The 23,235-nt window shown below is 53.6% G+C and carries 25 protein-coding genes; 5 read left to right on the top strand and 20 right to left on the bottom strand.

Features of this window, described 5'->3' with window-relative positions:
* Position 1 precedes the first annotated feature (1 nt).
* Positions 2–517 carry a phage tail protein gene (locus tag DW350_RS01140; protein ID WP_115717101.1) on the bottom strand — a complete coding sequence of 172 codons (516 nt, stop codon included), beginning with the start codon at positions 515–517 and terminating at the stop codon, positions 2–4.
* 58 nt (positions 518–575) lie between these two features.
* On the opposite strand from DW350_RS01140, the gene DW350_RS01135 reads away from it, so the two are divergent.
* Positions 576–1,109 (top strand): GNAT family N-acetyltransferase, encoded by a 534-nt coding sequence (locus tag DW350_RS01135; protein WP_115717100.1) that lies wholly within the window; start codon positions 576–578, stop codon positions 1,107–1,109.
* 344 nt (positions 1,110–1,453) lie between these two features.
* Here the strand turns inward: DW350_RS01135 and DW350_RS01130 are convergent, their stop codons facing one another.
* From DW350_RS01130 to nudE, 3 genes are read right to left on the bottom strand one after another with little or no spacing between them, the layout of a single operon-like run.
* A complete protein-coding gene (locus DW350_RS01130; protein WP_115717099.1) occupies positions 1,454–1,765 on the bottom strand; it encodes a hypothetical protein in 312 nt (103 codons plus the stop codon).
* An 11-nt stretch (positions 1,766–1,776) separates the two neighbouring features.
* Complete coding sequence (cysQ, locus tag DW350_RS01125; RefSeq protein WP_115717098.1) at positions 1,777–2,553, bottom strand: 3'(2'),5'-bisphosphate nucleotidase CysQ; 777 nt, start codon at positions 2,551–2,553, stop codon at positions 1,777–1,779.
* On the bottom strand, positions 2,550–3,113 hold the full coding sequence (gene nudE, locus DW350_RS01120; RefSeq protein WP_115717097.1) for an ADP compounds hydrolase NudE: 564 nt from the start codon (positions 3,111–3,113) through the stop codon (positions 2,550–2,552). Before nudE ends, cysQ begins: the two co-directional genes overlap by 4 nt.
* 61 nt (positions 3,114–3,174) lie before the next feature.
* Here nudE and yrfG point away from each other — a divergent pair, with 61 nt between their 5' ends.
* Positions 3,175–3,858 carry a GMP/IMP nucleotidase gene (gene yrfG / locus DW350_RS01115; protein ID WP_115717096.1) on the top strand — a complete coding sequence of 228 codons (684 nt, stop codon included), beginning with the start codon at positions 3,175–3,177 and terminating at the stop codon, positions 3,856–3,858.
* 31 nt (positions 3,859–3,889) lie between these two features.
* Here the strand turns inward: yrfG and DW350_RS01110 are convergent, their stop codons facing one another.
* Genes DW350_RS01110 through gspC form a run of 12 tightly spaced genes read right to left on the bottom strand, consistent with a single transcriptional unit; the run spans position 3,890 to position 15,327 of the window.
* The gene (locus DW350_RS01110) at positions 3,890–4,645 is read right to left on the bottom strand and encodes a type II secretion system protein N (protein ID WP_115717095.1); all 756 of its coding nucleotides are present in this window, start codon (positions 4,643–4,645) and stop codon (positions 3,890–3,892) included.
* Positions 4,645–5,115 (bottom strand): type II secretion system protein M, encoded by a 471-nt coding sequence (locus tag DW350_RS01105; protein ID WP_115717094.1) that lies wholly within the window; start codon positions 5,113–5,115, stop codon positions 4,645–4,647. Before DW350_RS01105 ends, DW350_RS01110 begins: the two co-directional genes overlap by 1 nt.
* Complete coding sequence (gene gspL / locus DW350_RS01100; RefSeq protein ID WP_192954770.1) at positions 5,112–6,293, bottom strand: type II secretion system protein GspL; 1,182 nt, start codon at positions 6,291–6,293, stop codon at positions 5,112–5,114. Before gspL ends, DW350_RS01105 begins: the two co-directional genes overlap by 4 nt.
* A complete protein-coding gene (gspK, locus tag DW350_RS01095) occupies positions 6,290–7,246 on the bottom strand; it encodes a type II secretion system minor pseudopilin GspK (protein WP_115717092.1) in 957 nt (318 codons plus the stop codon). Before gspK ends, gspL begins: the two co-directional genes overlap by 4 nt.
* The gene (gene gspJ, locus DW350_RS01090) at positions 7,243–7,857 is read right to left on the bottom strand and encodes a type II secretion system minor pseudopilin GspJ (protein WP_115717091.1); all 615 of its coding nucleotides are present in this window, start codon (positions 7,855–7,857) and stop codon (positions 7,243–7,245) included. Before gspJ ends, gspK begins: the two co-directional genes overlap by 4 nt.
* Positions 7,854–8,222, bottom strand: a complete 369-nt coding sequence (gspI, locus tag DW350_RS01085) for a type II secretion system minor pseudopilin GspI (protein ID WP_152032920.1) — start codon at positions 8,220–8,222, stop codon at positions 7,854–7,856. Before gspI ends, gspJ begins: the two co-directional genes overlap by 4 nt.
* Positions 8,219–9,082: a pilus assembly FimT family protein gene (locus tag DW350_RS01080; RefSeq protein ID WP_115717089.1), complete on the bottom strand. Its 864-nt coding sequence runs from the start codon at positions 9,080–9,082 to the stop codon at positions 8,219–8,221. Before DW350_RS01080 ends, gspI begins: the two co-directional genes overlap by 4 nt.
* 2 nt (positions 9,083–9,084) lie before the next feature.
* Positions 9,085–9,519, bottom strand: coding sequence for a type II secretion system major pseudopilin GspG (gene gspG, locus DW350_RS01075; protein ID WP_115717088.1), 435 nt, complete (start codon positions 9,517–9,519; stop codon positions 9,085–9,087).
* Positions 9,520–9,541: 22 nt separating this feature from the next.
* A complete protein-coding gene (gene gspF, locus DW350_RS01070; protein ID WP_115717087.1) occupies positions 9,542–10,762 on the bottom strand; it encodes a type II secretion system inner membrane protein GspF in 1,221 nt (406 codons plus the stop codon).
* A complete protein-coding gene (gene gspE / locus DW350_RS01065; protein ID WP_115717086.1) occupies positions 10,762–12,294 on the bottom strand; it encodes a type II secretion system ATPase GspE in 1,533 nt (510 codons plus the stop codon). The genes gspF and gspE overlap by 1 nt, the downstream gene beginning before the upstream one ends.
* Entirely contained in the window at positions 12,287–14,398 is a 2,112-nt protein-coding gene (gene gspD, locus DW350_RS01060; protein ID WP_226911366.1) for a type II secretion system secretin GspD, read from the bottom strand. Before gspD ends, gspE begins: the two co-directional genes overlap by 8 nt.
* A gap of 26 nt (positions 14,399–14,424) precedes the next feature.
* Entirely contained in the window at positions 14,425–15,327 is a 903-nt protein-coding gene (gspC, locus tag DW350_RS01055) for a type II secretion system protein GspC (RefSeq protein ID WP_115717085.1), read from the bottom strand.
* Positions 15,328–15,618: 291 nt separating this feature from the next.
* Between gspC and hslR the strand changes: the two genes are divergently transcribed.
* Both hslR and hslO read left to right on the top strand, forming a co-directional pair.
* Positions 15,619–16,017 (top strand): ribosome-associated heat shock protein Hsp15, encoded by a 399-nt coding sequence (hslR, locus tag DW350_RS01050; RefSeq protein ID WP_115717084.1) that lies wholly within the window; start codon positions 15,619–15,621, stop codon positions 16,015–16,017.
* Between the two features lie 6 nt (positions 16,018–16,023).
* Positions 16,024–16,887 (top strand): Hsp33 family molecular chaperone HslO, encoded by an 864-nt coding sequence (gene hslO / locus DW350_RS01045; protein WP_115717083.1) that lies wholly within the window; start codon positions 16,024–16,026, stop codon positions 16,885–16,887.
* Positions 16,888–17,175: 288 nt separating this feature from the next.
* Here the strand turns inward: hslO and DW350_RS01040 are convergent, their stop codons facing one another.
* The 4 genes from DW350_RS01040 to DW350_RS01025 all read right to left on the bottom strand — a co-directional run bounded on the left by DW350_RS01040 (position 17,176) and on the right by DW350_RS01025 (position 22,985).
* Positions 17,176–17,556: a hypothetical protein gene (locus tag DW350_RS01040; protein ID WP_115717082.1), complete on the bottom strand. Its 381-nt coding sequence runs from the start codon at positions 17,554–17,556 to the stop codon at positions 17,176–17,178.
* A 28-nt stretch (positions 17,557–17,584) separates the two neighbouring features.
* Positions 17,585–17,989: a hypothetical protein gene (locus DW350_RS01035; RefSeq protein WP_152032919.1), complete on the bottom strand. Its 405-nt coding sequence runs from the start codon at positions 17,987–17,989 to the stop codon at positions 17,585–17,587.
* 237 nt (positions 17,990–18,226) lie between these two features.
* A complete protein-coding gene (locus DW350_RS01030; protein ID WP_115717080.1) occupies positions 18,227–19,063 on the bottom strand; it encodes an immunity 49 family protein in 837 nt (278 codons plus the stop codon).
* A 193-nt stretch (positions 19,064–19,256) separates the two neighbouring features.
* Positions 19,257–22,985 carry a S8 family serine peptidase gene (locus DW350_RS01025; RefSeq protein ID WP_115717079.1) on the bottom strand — a complete coding sequence of 1,243 codons (3,729 nt, stop codon included), beginning with the start codon at positions 22,983–22,985 and terminating at the stop codon, positions 19,257–19,259.
* Here DW350_RS01025 and DW350_RS19410 point away from each other — a divergent pair.
* Positions 22,984–23,202 (top strand): hypothetical protein, encoded by a 219-nt coding sequence (locus DW350_RS19410; RefSeq protein ID WP_152032918.1) that lies wholly within the window; start codon positions 22,984–22,986, stop codon positions 23,200–23,202. The genes DW350_RS01025 and DW350_RS19410 overlap by 2 nt on opposite strands.
* The last annotated feature ends 33 nt before the right edge of the window (positions 23,203–23,235 follow it).

Raw genomic sequence — 23,235 nt, 5'->3', positions numbered from 1 at the left:
TTTAGCTTTCAGAGGGGTAGATACCCACCAGACTGATGATGAAAGTCACCGCCAGGGCCGGCATACCGTTCTCATGAGGTAAGTTGCCTCCCGCAACAGATATTGCCTGTGCTCCCATGCTGCTATTCGGTGCCGAAGAGGCATAAAGCGCAACTTCGGTACCACCCGCCCAGACATGGCTCTGTGGAGTACCGCTGTTACTGGCCGATGCAGCCAAAGCCTGGTGGCTGTGCGCGGGAAGCTGAGACTGCAGCAAAGTGACACTTTCCTGGCCACCCTGCTGCCCCAAAACATAACTGCTGCCTGAAGCTGTACTGGTGCCTTGGTGCAGCGGCAAACGGCCACAAAGGTTTGGTAGCCCAAAGCTCGTGCGTCCGTCGCCACCAAAGCGGTTGCCCAGTAAGCTGTAAAGCTCCTCATATTGGCTAATGGCAAGTAATTGGCCGTTACAAAACGCCCAACCTTCGGGCGCAAAATTGCCGCCGAAAAGTTTGATTTCACCCAGATAAGGTTCCATAACTGCTCCTTGCTCTTTTATTTGAATTCGTCCGTTGCCAACCAAGGAAGACTGGCCTATGCCCTTGCCCACCGGCATCACATTGCGCGCCATCACCCCAAACGACCGGCCTTTTATGGCCAAACTTTATGCTGTCGGCCGGCAGGCTGAACTCGCCAGCTTTCCTTTCGACGACCAACAAAAAGCCCTTTTTCTGCAAAGCCAGTTCGAGGCCCAATACCAGCAGTATTTCCTCAACCATGACTGCCAGCGTTATCGCTTGCTCGAAAGTAACGGGGCTCCGATCGGGCGCTGGCTTACCCGTGAAAACAGCCACGGCTTTCAGGTGGTAGACATTGCCCTGCTGCCTACTCATCAGCGCCTGGGCATCGGCAGTGCTCTGCTACGCAAGCTCCAAACTGAAGCCATGACGCTGGGTAAATCGATACAGTTGCAGGTCGCGCCGCTCAATGCGGCGGTAAGGCTGTATGAGCGGCTGGGCTTTCAACACCAAGCCTCAACAGATGGCTTCTACCAGTCCATGATCTGGTGGCCGCCAATGGCACAAAGCAGCTTGGGCAATAAGAGCCAAAACGGGCTTAAAACCGGTTGAACTGGATGGAAAGAACCAGCAGCAACTGAGTAAGCATCGCCAACTAAGCTCTGCCAATAGGCCTAATTTGGATGGCCCCAAACAAGGGCACCTATACTCACCAATGCCGTCCACAGGCAGCCACAAAAGCCTATATCAACACACTTAAAACGCAAATTTTTCAATATGTTTACATTAAAATCTTTTTTAATACCAGAGCAACCCAAAATGCTCTAAAGGTGCAAACAAAGGGGCCGCAATAAGCACAGATACAATATTGAAAGAGAGATGATGTATAGCGCGTTACGCAGGCTACTTGCATCTGCTGCGTAGGGACCGTTCAAAAGGTCTTGCCGAGGTGGGATTCAGGGCCGTTCGCTCAGTGTGGCTAGCCCCTGGGCATCAAGCTGGCAATAGATCAGCTCGCGGTTGCCGTGGTCTTCAATTTGGTAGCGGTTGTCTTTTAAGCGGCGGATGCGCACGCTTTGGTGGCGGTAACGCTGCTCGATGGCGTTTAAACACAGGCTCTGCACCATGGCGTCATCAAGCTGGCGCTTTACCTTTTTCACCGTTTCTTGGGGCGGCGCAGTGTTGTTTGGCGCGGCGCTATCAATAAACAGCATCCGCGCCACACCTAACACCAGCAGTATTGCCACCAATAACATAACAAGGCGCATGGTAGACCACCCTAAGGGAACAGTTCGCCGGGTTTGAGTTGCCCCAGCACGCCGTAGTTGGGGTTTTCCAGGCTTTCGGTGCGGTTAAACGTCAGCGGCTTGCCGTGCAAATCCACAATGCAGCCACCCGCCTCACAAACAATGGCCCAGCTGGCGGCGGTGTCCCACTCGCCGGTAGGGCCGATACGCACATAAGCATCGGCTGCGCCTTCGGCCACCATGCAGGATTTCAAGCTGGCAGAACCAAAGGGCCGGGCGGTAAAGTCAAAGCCGGGTTGCAAGTGCGATTTAAGCCAGTCCAGTGATTGGTGGCGAGACACCGCCAATAGCGGCGGCGTGGGTGGTTTACGGGTATGAATCGGCTGGCCATTTTTAAAAACGCCCTGGCCTTTAATCGCCCAGTAACAGTCTTTGCTGACCGGCGCGTGAATAACCCCCAGCACCGGTTCGTTGTCTACCACCAGCGCGATGTTCACCGCAAAATCCGGGGAACCACCAACAAACTCGCGGGTGCCGTCCAACGGGTCAACCAGCCAGTAAACCTGCCAAAGTCGCCTTTCGGCAAAGGGCTTATGGCCAGACTCTTCAGACAAAATGGGAATGTCTGGGGTCAGGGCTTTTAGGCCCTTTAAGATCACTTTATTGGCAGCAATATCGGCATTGGTTACCGGGCTGTCGTCGGCCTTTTGTTCGGTTACCAGCTCTTCTGAGCGAAACCACGGCAAGATGGCGTCGCCCGCTTGGCGCGCCAAGGCAATTACATCATCAAGTAGGGCATTTGGATTCATATCAGGGCCTGTTCCTCAAACCAGTCCCGAGCCAGCAGGAGCGCTGTTAGACTGCGCGCCTCGGAAAAGTCTTGCTGATAGCGTAGCTCATTGAGCTTGGCCAGCGGCCAGGGCACCACTTCAATGGGTTCGGGTTCGTCCCCTTCCAGGCGCGAAGGGTACAGGTCGCGGGCGATAAGCAAGGTCATCTTCGAGCCAAAATACCCCGGTGCCATCGACACTTCTCTTAGTACCGTCCATTCCCTGGCGCCATAACCAATCTCTTCTTGTAGCTCGCGGTTTGCCGCTGCCAAAGCATCTTCACCTGGGTCAATCAGCCCTTTGGGAAAGCCCAGTTCATAGGCGTGCATGCCGGCGGCATATTCGCGGCCCAGCAGCAGGGTGTTGTCGTCAAGTAATGGCACTATCATCACCGAACCTCTGCCCTTACCTGCCATTCTCTCGTAATAGCGTTCCACGCCGTTAGAAAAACGCAGGTGCAACTGTTCTACCTTGAACAAACGACTCTTAGCCACTATTTCGGCGTCAAGTACTTCAGGAAGCTGGGCTGATTTCGTCATAGAGCTACCGCTGTCATAGAATAACCTTCCCATTACACCCAATCACAGAGACAGATGCCAGATGCTTGATGACCAAAGGCTAAATTGGGCAGCAATTGATACCGTTTTATTGGATATGGACGGCACTTTGCTGGATCTCCACTTTGACAGCCACTTTTGGTTAGAAAGGGTGCCGCAGCTTTTGGCCGAAAAAGACAACATTAGTCTGGCAGACGCACAAAAGCGCATTGATGCCGAATACCAAGCGGTATTTGGCACCCTTAAATGGTACTGCTACGACTACTGGACCGAGCGCCTTAACCTCGATATCGACACCGCCAGCCGCGAAGTTAAGCACTTAATTAGTTTACGCGACGACACCCTGCCCTTTCTGAAGGCGCTGCGCGCCAGTGGCCGGCGGGTGATTTTGCTCACCAACGCCCACCCCAAAAGCCTGTCACTGAAAGTGGAGCTAACCGAGCTGGATAAATACCTCGACCAGTTGGTTTCAACCCACCCGTATCGTGCCTCAAAAGAAGCGCAATCACTGTGGCACGCGGTGCAGCAAGATTTGGGCTTTGACCCGGCCCGCACCCTGTTTGTGGACGACTCACAGCCAATATTGGAAGCGGCGCGCCGCTTTGGCATTGGTTACTTGCTGGGGGTTGCCAACCCCGACTCGCAAAAGCCTCACAAAGCGTTCGACGGTTTTAATGCCATTAGTGATTACCGCAGCTTGCTAGACGCCATAGCCGCGCCGCGCTGACACAAAAAAGCCCTCAGCTGAGGGCTTTTTTCTAGCGAGGCAAAGGCCCCTGAAATTGCAGCGGGTAGCGGCCGTCGCCGTGGGGGCGCCCAAAGAAATCGAAAATGGATTTCAGGTTCTTGGGTAAATCTGCGGCAGGTTTGGCAAAGCCACGCACCTGATAGCGCCGCGCTTCAAGTCGTGCTTCTAATTGCAGGCCAAGCTGTGGCGGCTGGTCATGTACGGCAGAGGTGATAACGCCCTTGTCACAACCCAGGTCGGCATCAATACGGCCAAGGTTAAAGTTACCAAAATGGTTGCTCACCGAGGCATTAAGCCACTGCGCCTTACCGGCCAGGCTTTCGCACCAAGGCACGCCTTGTGTGAAGTGGGTAATGGCAATGGCTAAATCGCCGCCAACCTGACTTGGCACCGGCAACCGTACCCCGGCAACAAGCGGCGCAACCGGGGTGCGCACCAGCAAGTTATCAACCGACACCTTGCCAGAAAAACTGGCGGCAAGCTCGCCGCTAAGCCGGGTAACGCCGGGGCGGCTATGCACCGACAGTGCGATGTGCCCGCTTAAAAGCGACAGCGGATGTAACTGCCATGAAAGGCTGTCAAAACGCACCCCCTGCACCGTTACGCTGCTAAGCTCGCCGTGCCAAATACTGCCCGACACGCCTTTAAAATCAACTTGCGGTGGCAGCGTGATTTGCCCTAGCACCACCGCCGCTGGTAGCTGCCAAATAAGGGCGATAACAAAAAACACCACCGCCGCTAATGTCCATTTCACTGCTTTCATCATTAGCCTGCTGCCAGTTCCAGTCGCCGCACCTTAACGATGCCGGGCTTGCCGGCGGTGGCAATATCTGCCTGGGACACACTTAGCCCCTGCTTGAGCTGCAACTCGGTCAGCCATTGCAGCAATTTCTGATAAGGCACTTCGTCAATCCAGACGTTGATGCTACCGGCCGTTGGTTGCAAGCGGTCGATACGAATACCGTATTGGTTAGCACTGCGGGTAACGCGGTCGGTCAGGCTGCCAGAACCGGCTGACAGCTTGCTGCCTTTGGCGATCAGCACCTTAATACCCTGCTCGTGCAGATACTGCAGGTCCGCCTGGCGAAAATTAAGGGTTTGCTGCGCGTTTGCTTCAGCATTCGATAGCGGTTGCCACACCGCAAAGTAGAGAAGCCCCAAGGCAAAAAACGGCGCGGCCCAGGTCAAAATCTGCCGGTCGCGGGGGGCCAAATTGTGCCAATAGTCTTTGATCATCCCTTGCTCCTTAGGATCAAGGTGCCAGATACACCACCGTCAACCGAACTTTGGCCGCCGGTGTCTACCTGGTAGCGGTCACTTAGGGCCTGCTTGAGGCGCTCAAAAGTCGAAAAATCCGGCACCGTGGTCAGCAGCCGAAGCTCGCCACGGCTGCCATCAAAGCGCAGGTTGTCGGGTTTAATGTTGCCGATTTTGGCAAAGGTTACCGACAGGTCATTGAGCATGGCCAGCAAGCTGGCATTGTTGGACGCAGTGCCAAGGTTTTTTAATTTACCGCGCAATTGCGCCCTGACCGCACCAGCGCTCACCAAACGTTCGCCCGGGAACAGCCGCCCGTAATCTTGGCTAATTTGCTTCTCCACTGTGTCGGCTTGGGCATCGAGGCGATAAATGGCCACCGCTTTGGCAACCAAAGCCACCACCAACAAGGCGCCGATACTGGCCGCCACCGGCCACCACTGGCGAGTGAGGGTTTTTGACTTGGACTTGCGCTGATAGGGGCCGGTCAGTAGATCCAGCGGCAGGTTATCAGCCGCTTTAGCGGCTACTGACAGCGGCAAATCGGCCTGCATTTGGGTAAGGGTGCAGGTCAGTGGCAAAGCCACCTCACCGTAGGCTTCCACCGGTTGCACTTCGTCGGCCACCATCGGTGCAACCACCCATTCGGCCAGCTTGGCGTCAACGCTCAGCCCCGAATAAGGGCCGGTGCGCAGCAACAAGTCGCCGTCCAGCGCCAGTGCGGTCCAGCTCGGCGCTTGCCAGGGCAGTGCCAGATAATCGGGCACCAGCTTCCAGGGTTCAATACCGGCTTCATCCAGCCAGCCCAGCCATTGCTGCAACAGCTGGTGGCGCACCGCCAGAACCGACACCACGCCGTTTTGCGGTTTCAGTAAAAAGTGCAGGCTATCTACGTCATCGGCCAGCTCTTCTTCCAGCATAAAAGGCACGGCCTTCATAAACTGCCGGCTTTTATTGGCTTGTTTTACTTCGCCATTAAAGCAGCTGCTACCGGGCACCAGCACCAGCACCCGGCCTTCCAGGCTGTTAAGTTGCGTTAAGGTTTCAGCACCCGGCAAGGTACCGCTGGCCAGCACCACCTGTTCGGTAGCAGACCAATGCAACCAACTGATGGGTTGGTCATCTTGCACCGGCAGGCGAATAACCACCGTGTTCACAGGTGACCTCCCAAGCGGCGCCACAGCACCGTCAGCTTGTTGCTGTCATCCTTTTTCAAAAGGCTCGTCATATACATGGGTCTGTTTTGATAGCGTCCTTCTAACTCAACAAAGAAGCGGTCAGACTTAACCACCAAGGCCTCTTTTGCTGAATCCGTTAAATTCTGTAGCCCCGACAAGGTTGGGTCCGCCCAGGCGGCTTCCACACTGTCGTAGCCATTTTTGGGGCGACCGCTGATAACCTGCTGCGCATCTTTTAAGGTCATCGGCGTAAAAATCGCCGCCAGTACCACGGCGTCTTTTTCGGCAATGGTATTGATGTTGACCTTCAGCTTGTCATCATCCAGGGCGCAGATATAGGGGCTGACCTTTTGATAAATCTCAGCACTCACCCCGTTTACCACCCTCAGTTCCGATTTGTCGACCATCGGTGCGTTAGCCGCCAGGTAAGGGTGCGCCTTGCCTTCGTACTCCGAGTCTTCGGCGCCAAAACTGCCGGTGACGTCGGAGTCTTGGTCTAGCCAGTCTTCCAGCGAATAGGCAACGGTTTCGGCCTGAAAGGTTTCTACCCCCAAATCTTCCAACAAGGCTTGAAAGGCCTTGCGATTGGCCTCTGCCGCGTTGCCAGTGAGGCTATTGAGGTTAAAACAGGTTCTGGCGTCTTTAATTTCGCCGGTTACCCCGCCACCGTCGATAGGGAAACTCTGCTTTTTATCCCAGCCCTGGCTGGGGTCTAAAATACCGTCGTTTTTATCTAACAAGCGGTGCAGGGCAAGTTCGGCATAGGCTTCACCCGACAGCGCGTAAAAGTACGCCTGATGCTGGCCCAGCTGGTTACCGGTACGGCGAATGTTCAGCCCCAGCCTTGAGGCCATGTTGGCTGCCAGCACCACAATAACCGACAAAATCAGCAGCACCACAATCAGGGCGATACCTTGTTGCTGGCGCCTCATTTGCTGTCATCCTTTTTCTTGGTTGGGATGGCAAAACGGCGCTCGATTTCCCCGTAATCTTTCAGGGTGATTTTCAGGGCAATGGCTTGTGGCAAGTCAGAGGCGTCCCAGCTTTCCTGCCAGGCATCACCGTCGTAATAACGTACCTTGAAGCTTTCTACATCGGTTAGCAGCACCTGCTGCTGCGGCTCCATGCCGATTTCCGGGTCCGGGTAGAAGAAGTATTTTTTTATCAGCTTGCCATCTTGTAACAAATACCCGGCTAACTGCACCTCGCCCCGGGGTAGCATCGCCTGGGGGTTTTGCCAGCCGCGGCGGGTAAAGAGCACGCCGTCGTCTTCACTTTCCAGCGCATAGGCGCTGCCGCTTAAAACATGGGTTTGCTGATCGCCGTTAGGGAACCTAACCTGGCGGGTGGTGAGCTGCTCCATGTCGCGCTCGATGGTCAGCATCGCTTGCTGCACCTCGGCCAAGCGTTTGGAGGCCTTATCGGAGCTGTTATCAGCGCTCATCACTTGGTTGAGCACCTGATAGGCCGCCACGGCGATAAGCGCGAAAATGGCAATGGCCACCAACATTTCAATGAGGGTAAAACCGCGCTGGCGCCTCATTTTCCCGACTCCTGCACCGCCACATAACGGCGCATCACCGCTTCGGGGTGCGTCAGATCGCTACTGCGCGACACCGTGACTTCCCAAGCGTAAAAGTCGCTGTCTTCGGTTTTCAGTTTTTTTAGCCGCCAGTACCATTCAATACCGGCTTCCTTCTCGGTGCCCTTTTGGCCGTCTTTAAAGCTTAAGTATTCAGTGTCGTTGAGCTTGTTACTGGCCACCCAGTCGGCAAAGGTTTTATCTTTTAAAATGCTAAGGCTGCGAATATTGCTGGTGGTTGCGTTAATAACGGCTATGGCGGCAATGGCAAAAATGGCCATGGCTACCAGCACCTCAATCAGGGTAAAGCCGCCCTGGCGCTTCACCACTTCACCTCGCCGTCGCTCCAGCTCATGTCACTTTGCTGTGGTCGGCTTAAGCTGCCGTTGGCATGGCCTTCAATACAGACCGTTAGCACTTGCTGCGGTGAGCCGCTGCTAAGCAACGCCTTTTCCTGGCTGGCTCTGGCGGCGTCGGTAATGCCATCCAGCGCCGAGCTTTTCACCTTATAAAGGCACAATTCAAACGGCAAAAACTCGCCAGAGGGTAAAAAGAACAGGTGCGGTGTCAGCCGCTTTTTACCGCTGTCGGTGCTGTCATCGTCAAAGCCCAAACCGTCTTTGTCGTTATTAGAAAAGGCGTTTTCTGGAATTAAGCTTTCACCCAGGGCCAGACCTTGCAGTTTTAAGCTGCCATGAATGCCTTCACCGCTTTGCCAGTTTTTCAGCACATTGTCGTCGCTAAGGGCCACCCAAGCACCTTTGGGTTGGTCATCATCAAAGCTGTTGTTATCGCTCTTGTCTTTGCGGTTACGGCGCGCGCCGCCGGCAAAAAGGCTACTGATATCATCACCGCTTGCCGGCGTTTTAGCGTTGTCTTCGCCAGCATTGCCGTTAGCGGCTTTATCGGCATCATCACTGCCGGGAGCCGGGGCGTCGGGGTCAAAGCGCATCACCTCAACGCCGCCGTTTTTATTAAACTTAATGCCCAAAGACTCGGAGCGCATGATGGCTTCATCATGTAAAAGTGCAAAGCGTGCCTGCCATTTGTCGGCGGCGGTTTGCAGACGCTTACCGTCACTGGGGCCACCAAAAGACAGGGCCACCATGGTCACCATTAGCCCCACCAGAAACAGGACAACCAGGATCTCGATAAGCGTAAAACCATGGGCACGCTGGGCTCGCATCGTTACTTTTGGAAATCCTTGAGGTTCCAGTTGCCGATGTCGGCATTGAGGCCATCACCGCCTTCCTGACCATCGGCACCGAGGCTGTAAAGGTCGTAACGGCCATGCTCACCGGGATTAATGTAAATATAAGGGCGGCCCCAGGGGTCGTTAGGCAGGCGCTTGATATAACCGCCCTGGCGATAGTTACGCGGCGCCGGGCTTGGCGCGCTTACCAGTGCTTGCAGGCCCTGGTCGGTGGTAGGCAGGGTGCTGTTATCGAGGTAATACATTTCCAGCGCCGATTCCAGGCCGTTAATGTCGGCTACGGCTTTTTGCACCATGGCTTTGTCTTTGTTACCCAACACGTTCGGCGCAACGATGGCGATCAGCATCCCCAGGATCACCACCACCACCATGATTTCAATAAGGGTAAAACCCCGTTCCTTTTTATTCATCACTACCACTCCATCAGGCGGCTTAAGCCACCAAATTATTCATTTCTAAAATCGGTTGCAGGATAGACATCACGATAAAAAACACAATACCGGCCATCAATACCACCATGGCCGGTGTCAAAATTCCCAGAGTCACCGCCACTAGGTTGGAAAACTCCCGGTCCTGGTTATCAGCGGCCCTTTCCAGCATTTGCGTCAGCTCACCGGATTTTTCCCCCGATGCCACCATGTGCAGCATCATCGGCGGAAACAGCTTGGTTTGGGTTAAGGCCTGGCGCAGGCTGGTGCCTTCACGGACCTTGGTGGTGGCCTCTTCAATGGCTTCGCGCATTACGTCGTTGGTGAGCACTTCACCGCTGATGCGCATGCCTTCAAGTAGCGGCACTGACGAGGCACTACAAATCGCCAGGGTTCGGGCAAAACGGGCGGTATTGACCCCGCGCACCACCTTGCCAAGCACCGGCATGGTAAGCCAAAAGCCATGTACTTTTTTGCGAAAGTTGGGCTTTTTCATGGCTTTGGAAAAAGCAAAACCCGCCACCGCAACCGCCGCCAAAATCAAAAGGCCCCACTGGCGCAAAAAGTCGGAGGCGGCGATTAAAAAACGGGTACTGGCAGGCAACGTGGCGTTCATGTGTTGGAACTGGCCCACCACCGTTGGTACCACAGTGGTAAGCAGCATCGACACCACGCCAATGGCCACCAAGGTCAGAATGATGGGGTAAATCATCGCTTGCTGAATTTGCTGCTTCACGCTTTGGCGCTGTTCGGTGTAATCGGCCAAGCGGTTTTGCACGGTATCCAAATGGCCAGACTTTTCACCGGCCGACACCATGGAGCAATACAAGTCGTCAAATACATTGGGAAATTCGGCCATGGAATCGGCCAGGCTGTAGCCTTCCACGACCTTGGAGCGTACCGCCATTAAAATACGTTTAAGGCGCGGCTTTTCGGTTTGGTCAGACACCGCTTTTAAACACTCTTCCAGCGGCAAGCCCGATTGCACCAAGGTAGATAACTGCCGGCTGATAAGGGCCAGGTCTGACACCGACACCTTGCGGCCAAAACCCAGGCCGCGGGCCTGACCACGGGCTTTTTCTTGCTGGACGCTTTCGGCCAGTGAAACCGGCATTAAGCCCTGGTCGCGCAATGAAAAACGCGCGGCGCGGGCGGTATCGGCTTCAATAATGCCTTTTTTCTGTTTGCCCTTGGCATCCAGTGCAACGTATTCAAAGGCGGCCATTAATCCTCCCGGGTTACCCGCAGCACTTCCTCAAGGGAGGTGATACCTGCGCGCACCTTGGCAAAGCCGTCGTCTCGAATACTGGCTACCGCTTTACGTACCTGCTTCACAATGGCCTGTTCGCCCTTACCGCCGTGAATAAATTCCCGCAGTTTTTCATCAATGATGATGAACTCGTGAATGCCAGTACGGCCGCGATAACCGGTGTGGTTGCAATGCTCGCAGCCTTTGGGGCGATAGAGGCTGGGCTTTTTCTCGTCGCCCAGCGCCATCAGCTCCACTTCCGCTTTACTGGCTTTGTATTCCTCGCGGCAATGGGGGCAAAGCCGGCGCACCAGGCGCTGGGCCAACACCCCCAGCAGGGAGCTGGAAATCAAAAACGGCTCTACGCCCATGTCTTCAAGGCGGGTAATGGCACCGGCGGCGGTATTGGTGTGCAAGGTCGACAACACCAAGTGGCCGGTGAGCGACGCTTGCACCGCAATTTGCGCGGTTTCCAGGTCACGAATTTCCCCCACCATCACCACGTCCGGGTCTTGGCGCAAAATGGCGCGCAGGCCGCGGGCAAAGGTCATGTTCACTTTCGGGTTAACCTGGGTTTGGCCAATGCCTTCGAGGTCAAATTCGATAGGGTCTTCAACGGTAAGAATGTTGCGGTCTTTGGAGTTAATCTCGGAAAGACCGGCGTAAAGCGTGGTGGATTTACCGGAACCGGTGGGGCCGGTAACCAGAATAATGCCGTGGGGCTTGCGAATAAGGCCTTCGAACTGGTCGCGCACCGAGCGCACCATGCCTAGGTCTTCAAGGTCTAGGCGCACGGCGTTTTTATCCAACAGCCGCAGCACCACCCGTTCGCCGTGGTTAGACGGCATGGTGGATACCCGCACATCTACCGCCCGGCCAGCAATGCGCAGGCCAATACGGCCATCTTGCGGCACCCGTTTTTCGGCGATATCCATCCGCGACATCACCTTGATACGGGACACCAGCAGGTTGGCCAGCTTACGGCTGGGCTTGAGCACTTCTTTGAGTACCCCATCCACCCGAAACCGCACCACCAGCGCTTGCTCGAAGGTTTCGATATGAATATCTGAGGCCCCTTCCTTGATGGCTTCAGACAATAGGGCGTTGATTAAACGAATAACCGGCGCGTCATCGTCGGAGTCTAACAGGTCTTCCGTTTCTGGCAGCTCTTCGGCCAGGGCGTTAAGGTCCAGATCGGCGCCAATGTCTTCCATTAACTGGCGGGCAGCGCTGGAATCACGCTGGTAAGCAGCCACTAACTGCTCTTCGAAGTCGTGGTTGTTAATGGGCGTTGGTGCAATGTCTTCGCCCAAAAAACGCCAGGCTTCCAGCAGCGCTTGCGGCTGGGCACCTTCACGAAAGTACAGTTTGCCCTCGGTAAACAGCACCCCATGGCGCTTGGCAAAGGCAAAGGGCAGCCGGCCCGCGGCTAGCTCCTGCTCAGGGCTGAGTTCCTCGGTGGCGGCAACACTTTGCTCCAGGCCTTCAGCCAAGCTTTGGTCAGTCATCTTGGTCCTTGTCCTTAGGCTGGCCTTCCTTGCCATCCCGGTCGCGGATATATTCGGTCAGGCTTGGCGGCTGCGCCAGGCTGTCGTCCCACGGCGGGATCTCGGGAGCGTCCATAAAGGGCATCAGGCTAATGCCTTCTTCCTGGCGTTTCACTTGCTCGTCGCGCACCAGGTTGTATTTCTCACGGCTGATATCGCGCATGGTTTTATCGTCACGCACTATGGTGGGGTGAATAAAGACCATCAGCTTGCGCTTTTTCTTGGTGCTGGACGTAGACTTAAACAGGTTGCCAATCCAGGGAATGTCGCCCAGCAGCGGCACTTTTTCCACTGACTCTTGGGTTTCTTCGTCAATCAAACCGCCCAACACAATGGTGTCGCCACTGTGCACCATAACGGTGGTATTGACTTGGCGTTTTTGCAGGGTGATGTCAACCGAGGTATTACCGGATACGTTAGACACTTCCTGCTTGATGGTGAGCTGAACCGCGTCACCCTTGTTGATTTGCGGCGTTACGTCGAGTTTTACCCCCAGCTGTTCACGCTGCACCGTTTGGAAGGGGTTGGAGGTGCTAGAGCTGGAGCTGGTAGTCGAGCCGGTAATAATGGGCACGTCTTCACCCGATACAAAAGAGGCTTCTTTGTTGTCGAGGGTGGTCACCGAAGGTGTCGACAGAATGTTGGCTTTGGTATCGCTGCTTACCGCGTTAACCAAGGCGCCCCAGTTGCCTTTAAAGACACCCCACAAGGCGCCGTTGACACCACCAAGCGCCGAAGCCAGGTCAGAATAATCACTGCTGTCACTGGTCGATGTCTGGGTAATGGACCCATCGGTATTAGTGGTAGTTGTGGTGGTGCCGCTACTTTGAGTGGCCGATTCATAGGCCGCTCCTAACGTTGTCAAACTCGGAGTAGAGCCGTTAGAGAACTGCTGGGCGCCGTATTTGCTGGAATACCACTGCACGCCAAGGTCGGTGCCGTTGCCGTCGTACAGCTCGACGATCATCGCCTCTACGTGCACCTGGGCGCGGCGAATATCGAGCTTATTAATGACGTTGGTAAGGTTATTGAGCATGTCGGGCTGGCCGGTCAGCACCAAAGCGTTGGTGCCTTCGTCGGCCTTAATAGACACGTCTTGGTTAGAAGCGACGCTACCACCGGCCTTTTCGCCTTTTTTGCTGTCGGCCTGCACCGCCTTGGACACCCCGGTCAGGGTTTCAACCAGGTCTTTGGCGTTAGCATATTTAAGGTAAACCACCCGGGTGTTACCGGTGCTTTCCTCTTTGGTATCAAGGTCACGAATGGTTTTAATGATGCGGTCACGGGCCTTGGTTTCCCCAGACACCAGCACCGAGTTGGTGCGGTCATCTGCCACCACTTTTACCGACAGCGGCGACGAATTGTTGTTGTTGCTGGAGCTGCCCTTAATCAGGTCGTTAACCATGCTTACCACTTGGCTGGCAGAAGCGTATTTAAGCTTCACCACGGTCACTTCCTGGTCACCGGCCTTATCCACCCGCTTGATAATTTGCCCGATACGGTCAACCACCCCGCTACGGCCTGTCACAATCAGGACGTTGGAATCGTCATAGTGCACCACGTTGCCCGCACCGGCGTTATCAACCAACTGGCGCAGCAGTGGCGACAGTTCACGCACCGCCACGTTATGCACCTGGAAGACGCGGGTGATCATTTCATCACCGCCTTCGTGCTTTAACTTGGCGTCAACCACCGGAATGGCGCCGGTTTTCGCGTCTTTGGCTTTTACCACCTTGAGCACACCATTGGGCATGGTGATCACCGCATAACCGTATACATCCAGCACGTTCTGGAAGAACTGGTAGTACTCTTTGGCGGTCATTTGCTCGTAGGAACGCACATCAATTTTGCCGCGTACCGCCGGGTCAACCACGATGGTTTTTTTCAGTACCGCAGCAACAGTGGAAATAAATTCGTTGATGTCGGTATCACGAAATTGCGCCGAATAGGTTTTAGGCGCATTGGCCTGCTCTGCCGCTTGCACCGGCAAAAAGGCCGGGCCGGTTAGCAGCATGGCCAACAGGGCCGCTGCCAGGGTTGGCTTGGCGCCTTTTTTCATGACCATAGGGTTTCCTTTATTGTTCATGGCGGTCATTTTTCAACATTAATGGTCAGGCTCTGGGGCTGGCCATTACGCTCAATCTGTAAGTTAATGCTGTCGAGCCCGCTAAGCTGGCCCATGATGTCAAGGGCTTGCGCCGGGTCGGTGAGGTCATAGCCGTTGATGGATTTCACCAAATCGCCGCTTTTAAGCCCCAGGCTCTGAAACAGTCTTGGGTCACGGCCCGGCTCAACCTGGTAGCCGCTAATTTGGTCACCCTCCCGCTTTGGCGTGAAGTGCACCATATCGGCCAGTGACTGCGGGTTACCGCGCACACGGTCTAAGGTGTCGCGCAGTGACCTTTCAGTAACTGAGGTCTGGTGGCGGGGCTCATGCTCGGCTTTGGGGGGCGCTGGTTTTTCGGGTTTGGCTGGCAGTGTTAACGGCTTGTATTTTTTGCCATCAAGCATCAGCGCTTCGGTTTTGCCGCTGTTATCAAGCAGCACCCTGTCCCAAAGAATGCGCTGAACCTTGGCACTGGTGCCTTTAATAACATCCCCTACCTGATAGGCCATCTGGTTATTCTGGCTTTCAATGATCGCCACCCCGGTGCCGGTTTCGCTTTCAGCCACCAGGCCGGTTAACCGCAGCTTTAACGTGGTTTGCGGGGCATCTACCACCACCTGGCTAGTTTGCGTTTGCTTGGCATCGGCCACCCCAAACATGGGGTAATCATCCAGGCCGCTAACATCCAGCGCCGAGCCGGACTTTTGGCCAAGGTCGGGCCGCCAAGGTTGCACCTGGGCCGACGGCAGAAAAAACTGCCAACAAAGCCCGGCAAAAAGCCACAACGCCACCATGGCTGGCACCACCACCAACACCCGGCGTATAGCAGATTCGGGAATACGCTGTGCAAGCTGAGCAGCGCGTTCAAGAAGTAAGTCTGAATTCATTATCTAGACAGCCCCCCAAGTCATGTTCCGTCCCTGATGGAAGCTGCGTAACCCCTTAAAAAGTGAAACACATCTTAATGTATTAATCTGTTTCTAATATGACTCTGGCTGCAACCTGCTAGTAAAAACCATGGGCAACACAAATGCAACGAAAGTCAGTGCGTTGCCAAGGGTACGATCACAAGATGAATCGCCCGTTGCAAGGGCGCGAACGGACCGTTTCAGTGGCAAATGCCTGGCTGCATTCATGCCCTATCTTGGCCATAATGGCACCAGCAACCAAAGGTGCCTATGAAAGACAAGCAAAGTGACCAAAAAGTTCGCCTGGACAAATGGCTCTGGGCTGCCCGTTTTTACAAGACCCGATCCCTTGCCCGCGCCCAGGTAGAAGGCGGTAAGGTGCATTACAACGGCAACCGGGTAAAAGCCGCAAAAATAGTGGAAGTGGGCGCCAAGGTGCGGCTGTTGGTCGGCCACGATGAAAAGGAAGTCATTATTGAGGTGCTGAGTGAGCAGCGCGGGCCTGCAACAGTGGCACAAACCCTCTACACCGAAACCGAACAAAGCGCGCAAAAAAGAGCCAAAAATGCCGAGGCACGAAAGCTCAATGCCCTGTACAATCCGCACCCCGACAGTAAACCGGACAAAAAACAGCGCCGGCAACTAAGAGATTTCAAGCATCAGGAGTAACCGGCCATGGCCCAAGACCAGCTGCATCGCTTTCTATTTGAAAACGCCCAGGTAAGGGGCGAATTGGTCCAGCTCGACAACAGTTTCAGCGAGATTGTGGCCCACCATAATTACCCTCCACAGGTACAAAAACTGTTAGGCCAGTTAATGGCCGCCACCAGCCTGCTCACCGCCACCTTAAAGTTTGAAGGTGAAATTGCCGTGCAACTGCAAGGCGACGGCCCCTTAAACCTGGCGGTGATCAATGGCACCCACCAGCAAGTGCTGCGCGGTGTTGCCCGTTACCAGGGCGAGGTACCCGACGGCCCCCTTAGCGCCATGGTTGGTAAAGGCTATTTGGTGATCACCATTACCCCCAATGAAGGCGAGCGCTATCAAGGGGTTGTGGGCCTGGAAGGCGACACCCTGGCCGAAGTGCTGGAAGGCTACTTTGCCAACTCAGAGCAGTTGCCAACCCGGTTGTGGCTGTTTGCCGAAGGCCAGCAGGCAGCGGGCATGATGCTGCAAGTGCTACCGGCCGCCGACAACAGCGCCGACGACTTTGAGCACCTCACCACCCTCACCGACACCATTAAGGCCGAAGAACTTTATGCGCTAAGCGCAGAAGAAGTGCTGCACCGGCTCTTTCACCAAGAACAGGTACGGCTATTTGAGCCTCAGCAGGTGAGCTTTAAATGCACCTGCTCACGGGAACGCTGCGAAAACGCCCTGATCTCCCTTGGTGAAAACGAAGTACAAAAGCTGGTTGCCGAGCACAACGGCAAAGTCGACATGGACTGCGAATACTGTGGCAAGCAATACCAGTTTGATGCTGTAGATATAACCGGCCTTTTTGCCGGCGCCAAAGCAGGCCCACAAAGTACCCAGTAAGCCGCTGCCCTCACAAAAAAAGCCCCGCATTGCGGGGCTTTTTTTCGGAACAAGTCAGCTTTTCGTTAGCAAAAAGTCGGCACCAGAACAAAGCAAACACCCTAAAAGGCTGGCGAATACAGCACTGTCGATGTAAATACGAAAACTGGATCTTTATTACTCAGAAGATGGATGTCCTTTATTTCTTACTCTAGTTCCAGCGTCAGTTTTGGCTGTATATAGTGTTCCCTTCTCAGGGATTCAGAAGATGGATGTCCCCTTTATTCGTCCCCTTTATTCGAATTTTTCTTATACAAGATATCTATTTTTCAATCTTATAAGAGAATTCATGACCCTATCTTTTCCGTCAGGAAAGTTAGACAAATAAACGTTAACTGCAGTCTCCATTAATGCGATATAGCTGTCAATTGATAAACTGCTACTTTCAATATCACCAATAAAACAAATAACTTTATCAAAGTTTTGAGGTTCGTCCCAATCTTGACCCAACGAATAAGAGAGTCCTTCCCTCGCGTAAACACCTATTCCGTTAGATGCGTCTTTTATAATATCTGGAAACTTAATAACATCTGCCGTCATTGCCGCTTCAAGCACGTAAAAAAGATCACCGTAAGCTATACCACTCCTATCAAAAGCATTCTCTAAATCATTTAACCAATTCATTTTCATCAGTGATCTCCTTTTGATGCTTGACCACTCAAAAACGCTTAATTTTATTGATTAAATCTATTGGTAAATCTTCCGTCTCTTTTTTAGGATCAATATTACTGACATTGACTTCAAAAAATTTAACTCGATCAAATCTTTCATCTACATCGTTATCTTCACTTGGCCAAGAGTGTGGGAAACTAGAATTTTCAACATATTTTTCAACCGTATCAGGCAGGACTCGAAGCTCGTGTCCCCGGTGGATAACAAAAAACTGTTGGATGTTCAGAATATTTTCCTCTTCGAAAACCCATTCACCATTAACTCTTGCGCTGAAATGACTAAAGCCATAAATATTATCAAGGCACCCAATATACTTTCCCAACGAAACTGTTTTACCTAATAAAACCCCAGTTTTGCAATCCATGCAAACCAAAAAATAAGATGTACTCATCAAGGCCTCCACACCATTAGAAAAGAAAAAGTAAAAGAAAAAGGACACCCATCCAATCATGGCGAATTTGCCGTGCGAAAACTAGCCTTAAATAACCCTCTATAGATAAAAACTTCGGGCAAAACTACAGCCACCGCAAGGCTTGGGTGGTGGAGCGGCTAATACGCCGCAGACGGTGATTGCCATTATTCAGAAGGTGAATTTCCTTTTATATTTAGTGCCCTGTTGCCATAGATATTATTCTTTTCTTCCGTCAACAAGCCACTGGGGAATATAGTCAGTTTCAAAATTCATTTGGTAACCGTTACGCACCTTGGCAACAGCTGCCAACGCAGTCAGGGGGAGTGATACCCAACCAGTCTTGTTGTATTTGTCACCATTCCAGTACTTTTGGTGCTTTAACACGGCCTCTTTCAATAAATCGTTGAACTCGGTTTCGGCATTGCTGGAAGAAATACAGCGGATGATCGGCAGCAGGGGCAGTAAAATGTGATTCACATATTTCACCCTCTTCTTCTCGCCCTGTACTTCTGCCTTTAATGCGACTTCCAACAAGGCTCCCATATCTTTGCCCTGCTGGAACATCCCCTTTAACACAGCGACCAACGCCAAATCGAAAGGGTCGTTACGAATGTTGGACACAGCAAAATGTTCTGGCATCACCTTTTGCAGACGCTCTATAGCATCCATGTCACGTAATAAAATCGCGGAAAAATACACTCTGCACCAGGCGTTGGTGTCGGTGTAATCACCTTTTCTGCGGCCAGTAAAATCATAAACCTCGTTATTGATAGTAGCGGTGAATTTTTCACCCTGCCGCACCAACATATCAAAGTGAGCTACGCCAAACTCTTTAGCGACAGTTAAATAACGGAGAGTACTTTTAGGATTCTCATCGGCCATAATTGAGTAACAAAAAGCGCTGAGGGATTCGCTAACATACAGCCCCATAATATCCCCGCCATTATTGTCTCTAATATTAGAAACAAGCCCCTCCCCATTCAAACGCCCTTCAAATTTATTCAAATTATCTAGGGCTAATTCTTTTTTATAAACAACATGACGCTTTATCATGGACTGGTCTCCGTATATTGGTTACTCATCTCAGACACTTTTGTTTATCAATACCTTCACTTACCGCTTTCGTATCCTTGTCGGGCTGACTTAAGGCCCCAAGACTGTTGTCTGCAAAGCCTTAAATGGTTGGCTTTAAAAGTACATACGACGTTGTTTATAAAAAGCCCCGCATTGCGGGGCTTTTTATCGCTTATTGGCGTGCGCGCAAGCTGCGGCGACGCTGCCAGGCCAGGGGCAACATTAACAGCGTGAGGATGCCAAAGGCACCGCCGCCACCACCCTGGTCGGTGTTGGCGTCATCATTGTTAGATGCGTCGTTATCGCTGGTGTCGGTATCACCGCCACCACTGACAGCATCAACGGTTACGGTTACCAAACCTTCCAAAGAAGTAGCACCGGCGCTGTCGGTTAAGGTGTAACCGAAACTGTCGCTGCCGGTAAAATCCGTCTCTGGGGTGTAGGTAGCGGTGCCATCGCTGGCAACAGCAACCGTACCGTGGCTGGGCGCGGTGCTTATCGTCACTGAATTACTGGTAGCCAGAGCCGTGTCGGCCACTTGCCACAAGCTGGCCGCTTTGGCACTGGCACCAATACTGTTGCTGGTAACCGTAATGGGCAGCTTGCCGGTAACCAAGCCTTTTGTCAGTGCCAGGCTGGCACTGGCGTTGGCATTGAGCTCTATACCCAGCGTACGGGGTGCTGGCGCTAAATCAGCATTCATGCTGAGGGTATCCGGCGCTTGGTAGCCCAGGCTAAAACCAATGTTACTGCTTGGCGCGGAGCCAGAGCCGTAGTTATACAGGCTGGCGCCGGTATAACCCGAGGCGTCTTGGGCACCGGCGGTCAGGTTCGTTGGCAAGCTGCTCATATCCAGATAATGGATGTACACCTTGTCGCTGTTTTCCAAAAACAGCACCTGGAAGCTATAGGTTTTGCTGGTGTCACTGGCCAGGGCAAATTTGGACCATTCCACCACCAGATAGTTATCGCCGTCTTTGGTCAGGGTACCTGCATAAAGCCGGCTGTCGCTGGTCATGGCCAGGTCTGTCCAAAACGGAGCAATAACGGCACCACTGACATAGTCGCTGGGTAAGCTGGCGGCATAGATATCGGCCGCTAAGCTGGCACCATTGATACGCAAGAAGCCGTTGAAGTCTACGCTCATGCTGGTGACGGTTTTTCCCATAAATTCGATATTGCTATCACTGGGTACGGTGATGCTTAAATTGTTTTCGTCACAGTCTGCCGTGCTGCTGTCGCAGCTAACACCGCTGGCACCGTAACTACCCAGGCTGGCAAAGGGACTAAGGGCGGCGGTGGCATCGCTAAAGCTGGCACTGGCGTGGTCCAAGATGCCGGTTATGGCAATAACATGGCTAAGGTCGTTATAGCTGTACGACGCCGTGGTGCCGGTGGTGCTGGCCTGGGGCGTGCCATCCAGGGTTAACCCTTGTGGAATGTTGATAGTTAAGCTGGTGGTGTTGAGCTGTTCGCGGTTGCTGTATTGCACCTGCAAGGTAGCACTGTCGCCCAGGCCAAGCGCGTCGTCAGCACCGGTGCTGGATACTGCCAGAATACGGCCTTCCGACTGACTGCCGGCGTATACGGCGATCGGCAGGTGCGCATCAGGGTAGGTGCCACTGCTATCTTTAAAAACCAAGGTGCCAAAGTACCACTTATCTTTACTGGCAAGGCTGGTATCAACGGTAACGCTAAAAGACTTGGTGGCACTGGCACTGCTTAACGCCAGTAAGGCACTGTTATCGCTGTTGCCGGTGTTTAAGGTGCCAGTTACGCTGCTGTCGTCAAAGCTAAGGGTGCCGGTCCAACTGCTGGCAGCGCTGCCAAGGTTAGAGGCATTGACGTTAAAGCTGCAGCTTATTACACAGTTGCTGCTGGCTAGGGAAACCGGTGCCACACCAAGGCCGGCACTGGAAGCCGTTTGCAGGTCAATGCGCCCCGCGCCCATGGCAAAAGGCGTGGCCTGGGTTTTGCCGTCCCAATCGGTTATCGCCGTAGTAGCGGTGGTGGTTAAAGCCGCTTTGATTTGTTTAGGTGTCCAACCACTGTGCGCACCTTTGAGTACCGCCACGGCACCGGCCACAGCGGGGCTTGCCATTGAGGTGCCGGTCATCACCGTGAACTCGGCAGTGGTATCCGGAGAACCTGCCGAAATAATGTCGGTGCCGGGGGCGGCTAAATCGGGCTTTAGCACATCGCCGTTGCCATTAGGGCCACGGGAAGAACTGCCGTTTACCGAGTCGGTCCACTGCGATAACACGCCAGTTTGATAATTTGCATCAAGGCTGACCGCTAAACCGCCGCTTGCCAGCAGTGAGGTTAAGGTATTGCCGTCGCTGCTATCGATCATCGCCACCGGAATGGTTGCGCCGCTAACCAACGGGTTATACGGGACTTCATCGTCGGTGCGATACATGATCATGCCCACAGCGCCGGCGGCCTCAAGGTTAGTGACCTTGGTGGCAAAGCTACAGCTGCTGCCAACTGTTACCAGCGCCATATTGCCATCGAAGGCATCGGCCGGAAAAGCTGCACAGGCGTCAATATTGCTGGCATCAACGGTGGCGGCAGAGACCAGGGTGCCGCTTAGTTCGCTGCTGCTAAAGCTCGACAGATCAGTGGTGCTGGTTCCGCCACCAAAGGCCACGTAATCGCTGCCATCAACGGTTAAGGTATTGGTGTTGAGGTAACGGCCGGTTTGGGTATTGGCAACCGCAATACCGGCTTCGGAACATGCCGGGCAACCGATGGTGCTGTCAGCAGCGCCGTCGTTACCGGCCGCCGAAACCATGACAACACCCGCTTGTTCTGCCGCCGCATAGACATCCGGATAAGGCGATAAAGCCGGGTCCATACCCGCGCCGCCACCCCAGGAGTTATTAATTACATCGGCGCCGTCGTTTACGGCATCTTCGAGCGCAGACAACAAACTGGCACTACTGCCATAAGCACTGTCACCGGCCTGATAAAGCGCTTTGTACACCATTAAATACGCGCCCGGCGCTACGCCAGAAATATTAATGCTTTCACCGGCGCTGGTAGTTACCGCAACCGGGTCGCCAACGGCGATACCGGCCACGTGGGAGCCATGGCTGTTGTAGCCTTTTGGCGAGCTATATTCTGAGCTTGAGGCATCACTCGGTGCGTCGTAATAACGAGCCACAATCAGTTTGTTATTACAAAAACTGCTGTCGGTAGTGTGGCAATAGTCGTCGCTTGGCAGGTTGCTTGGGGCGGTAAAGCCGGTGTCGTCGAACATGGGGTTTTCAGGGCGAATACCACTGTCGATGACTGCAACGCGTACCCCCTGCCCGGCCTTGCTGGAACCCCCCAACGCTTGCCACTGGGCCGGGGCATTAATCAGCTCAAGGGGTTTATCAAATTCACTGCTGGCGGTGGCTTTCATGAGGCGGTCGCGATAAACCCGCTTTACCCCAGACACCGCTTTTATGGCAGCCATGTCGAGGTTGTTGCCTGCCACCACGAAACCATTAAACAGCACGCCAAAGTGCTTTTGCACGGTTAAGCCAGAGAACTTGCGGGTTAACGCCGATGCCACCACTTGCTGCTGGCTCTGCAGGCGCGCCAAGTAGGCTTTGGCTTGCACCGAGGCGGTTTCTATACGGCCAGCAGCATCTTTTGGGGCGGTGCTAAGGCTGGCGATAGAGCCGTTGTACATCGCCAACGGCGCGTCTTCTAACTCGACGATGTAACGGTTAGAAGCCAGTTGCACATTACCGGCCGCCACTTTTGAAGTAGCAGTGGCTTTGTTGTCAATTTGCAGGGCCTGGGGCTGAATAAGGTTGGTGTAGGCACTTACATTACTTGCGGCATTAGCCTGGACAGCGAGCAAGGCCAATGCCAACGGCGTTAGCCGGGCAAAAAGATGACTTTTCATGTCGATTTTTCCTCAAGTTACTACGCATGTGGCGCCATGGCGCTCAAGACTTCCGGACAGAGGACTGGGAGTGGATGCGGACTTAGCAAAAGAGGCGGGTTGTGCTGACTTTGCTTCCGTGCGTGCACCTATTCCTTCACATGGTACTGATTATCAAACTCACAATTTGCGCAAATTTTTCAATAACTTTGCTTATTTAAATGAGCGACGCCAGTAAGCCATAAATTATGCACATTTGGAATTTTTTATT

The organism is Gallaecimonas mangrovi (assembly GCF_003367375.1).
Taxonomy (GTDB): domain Bacteria; phylum Pseudomonadota; class Gammaproteobacteria; order Enterobacterales; family Gallaecimonadaceae; genus Gallaecimonas; species Gallaecimonas mangrovi.
Note: the sequence above shows the minus strand (reverse complement) of the source record. Positions and strands in the feature narration are given on the sequence as shown.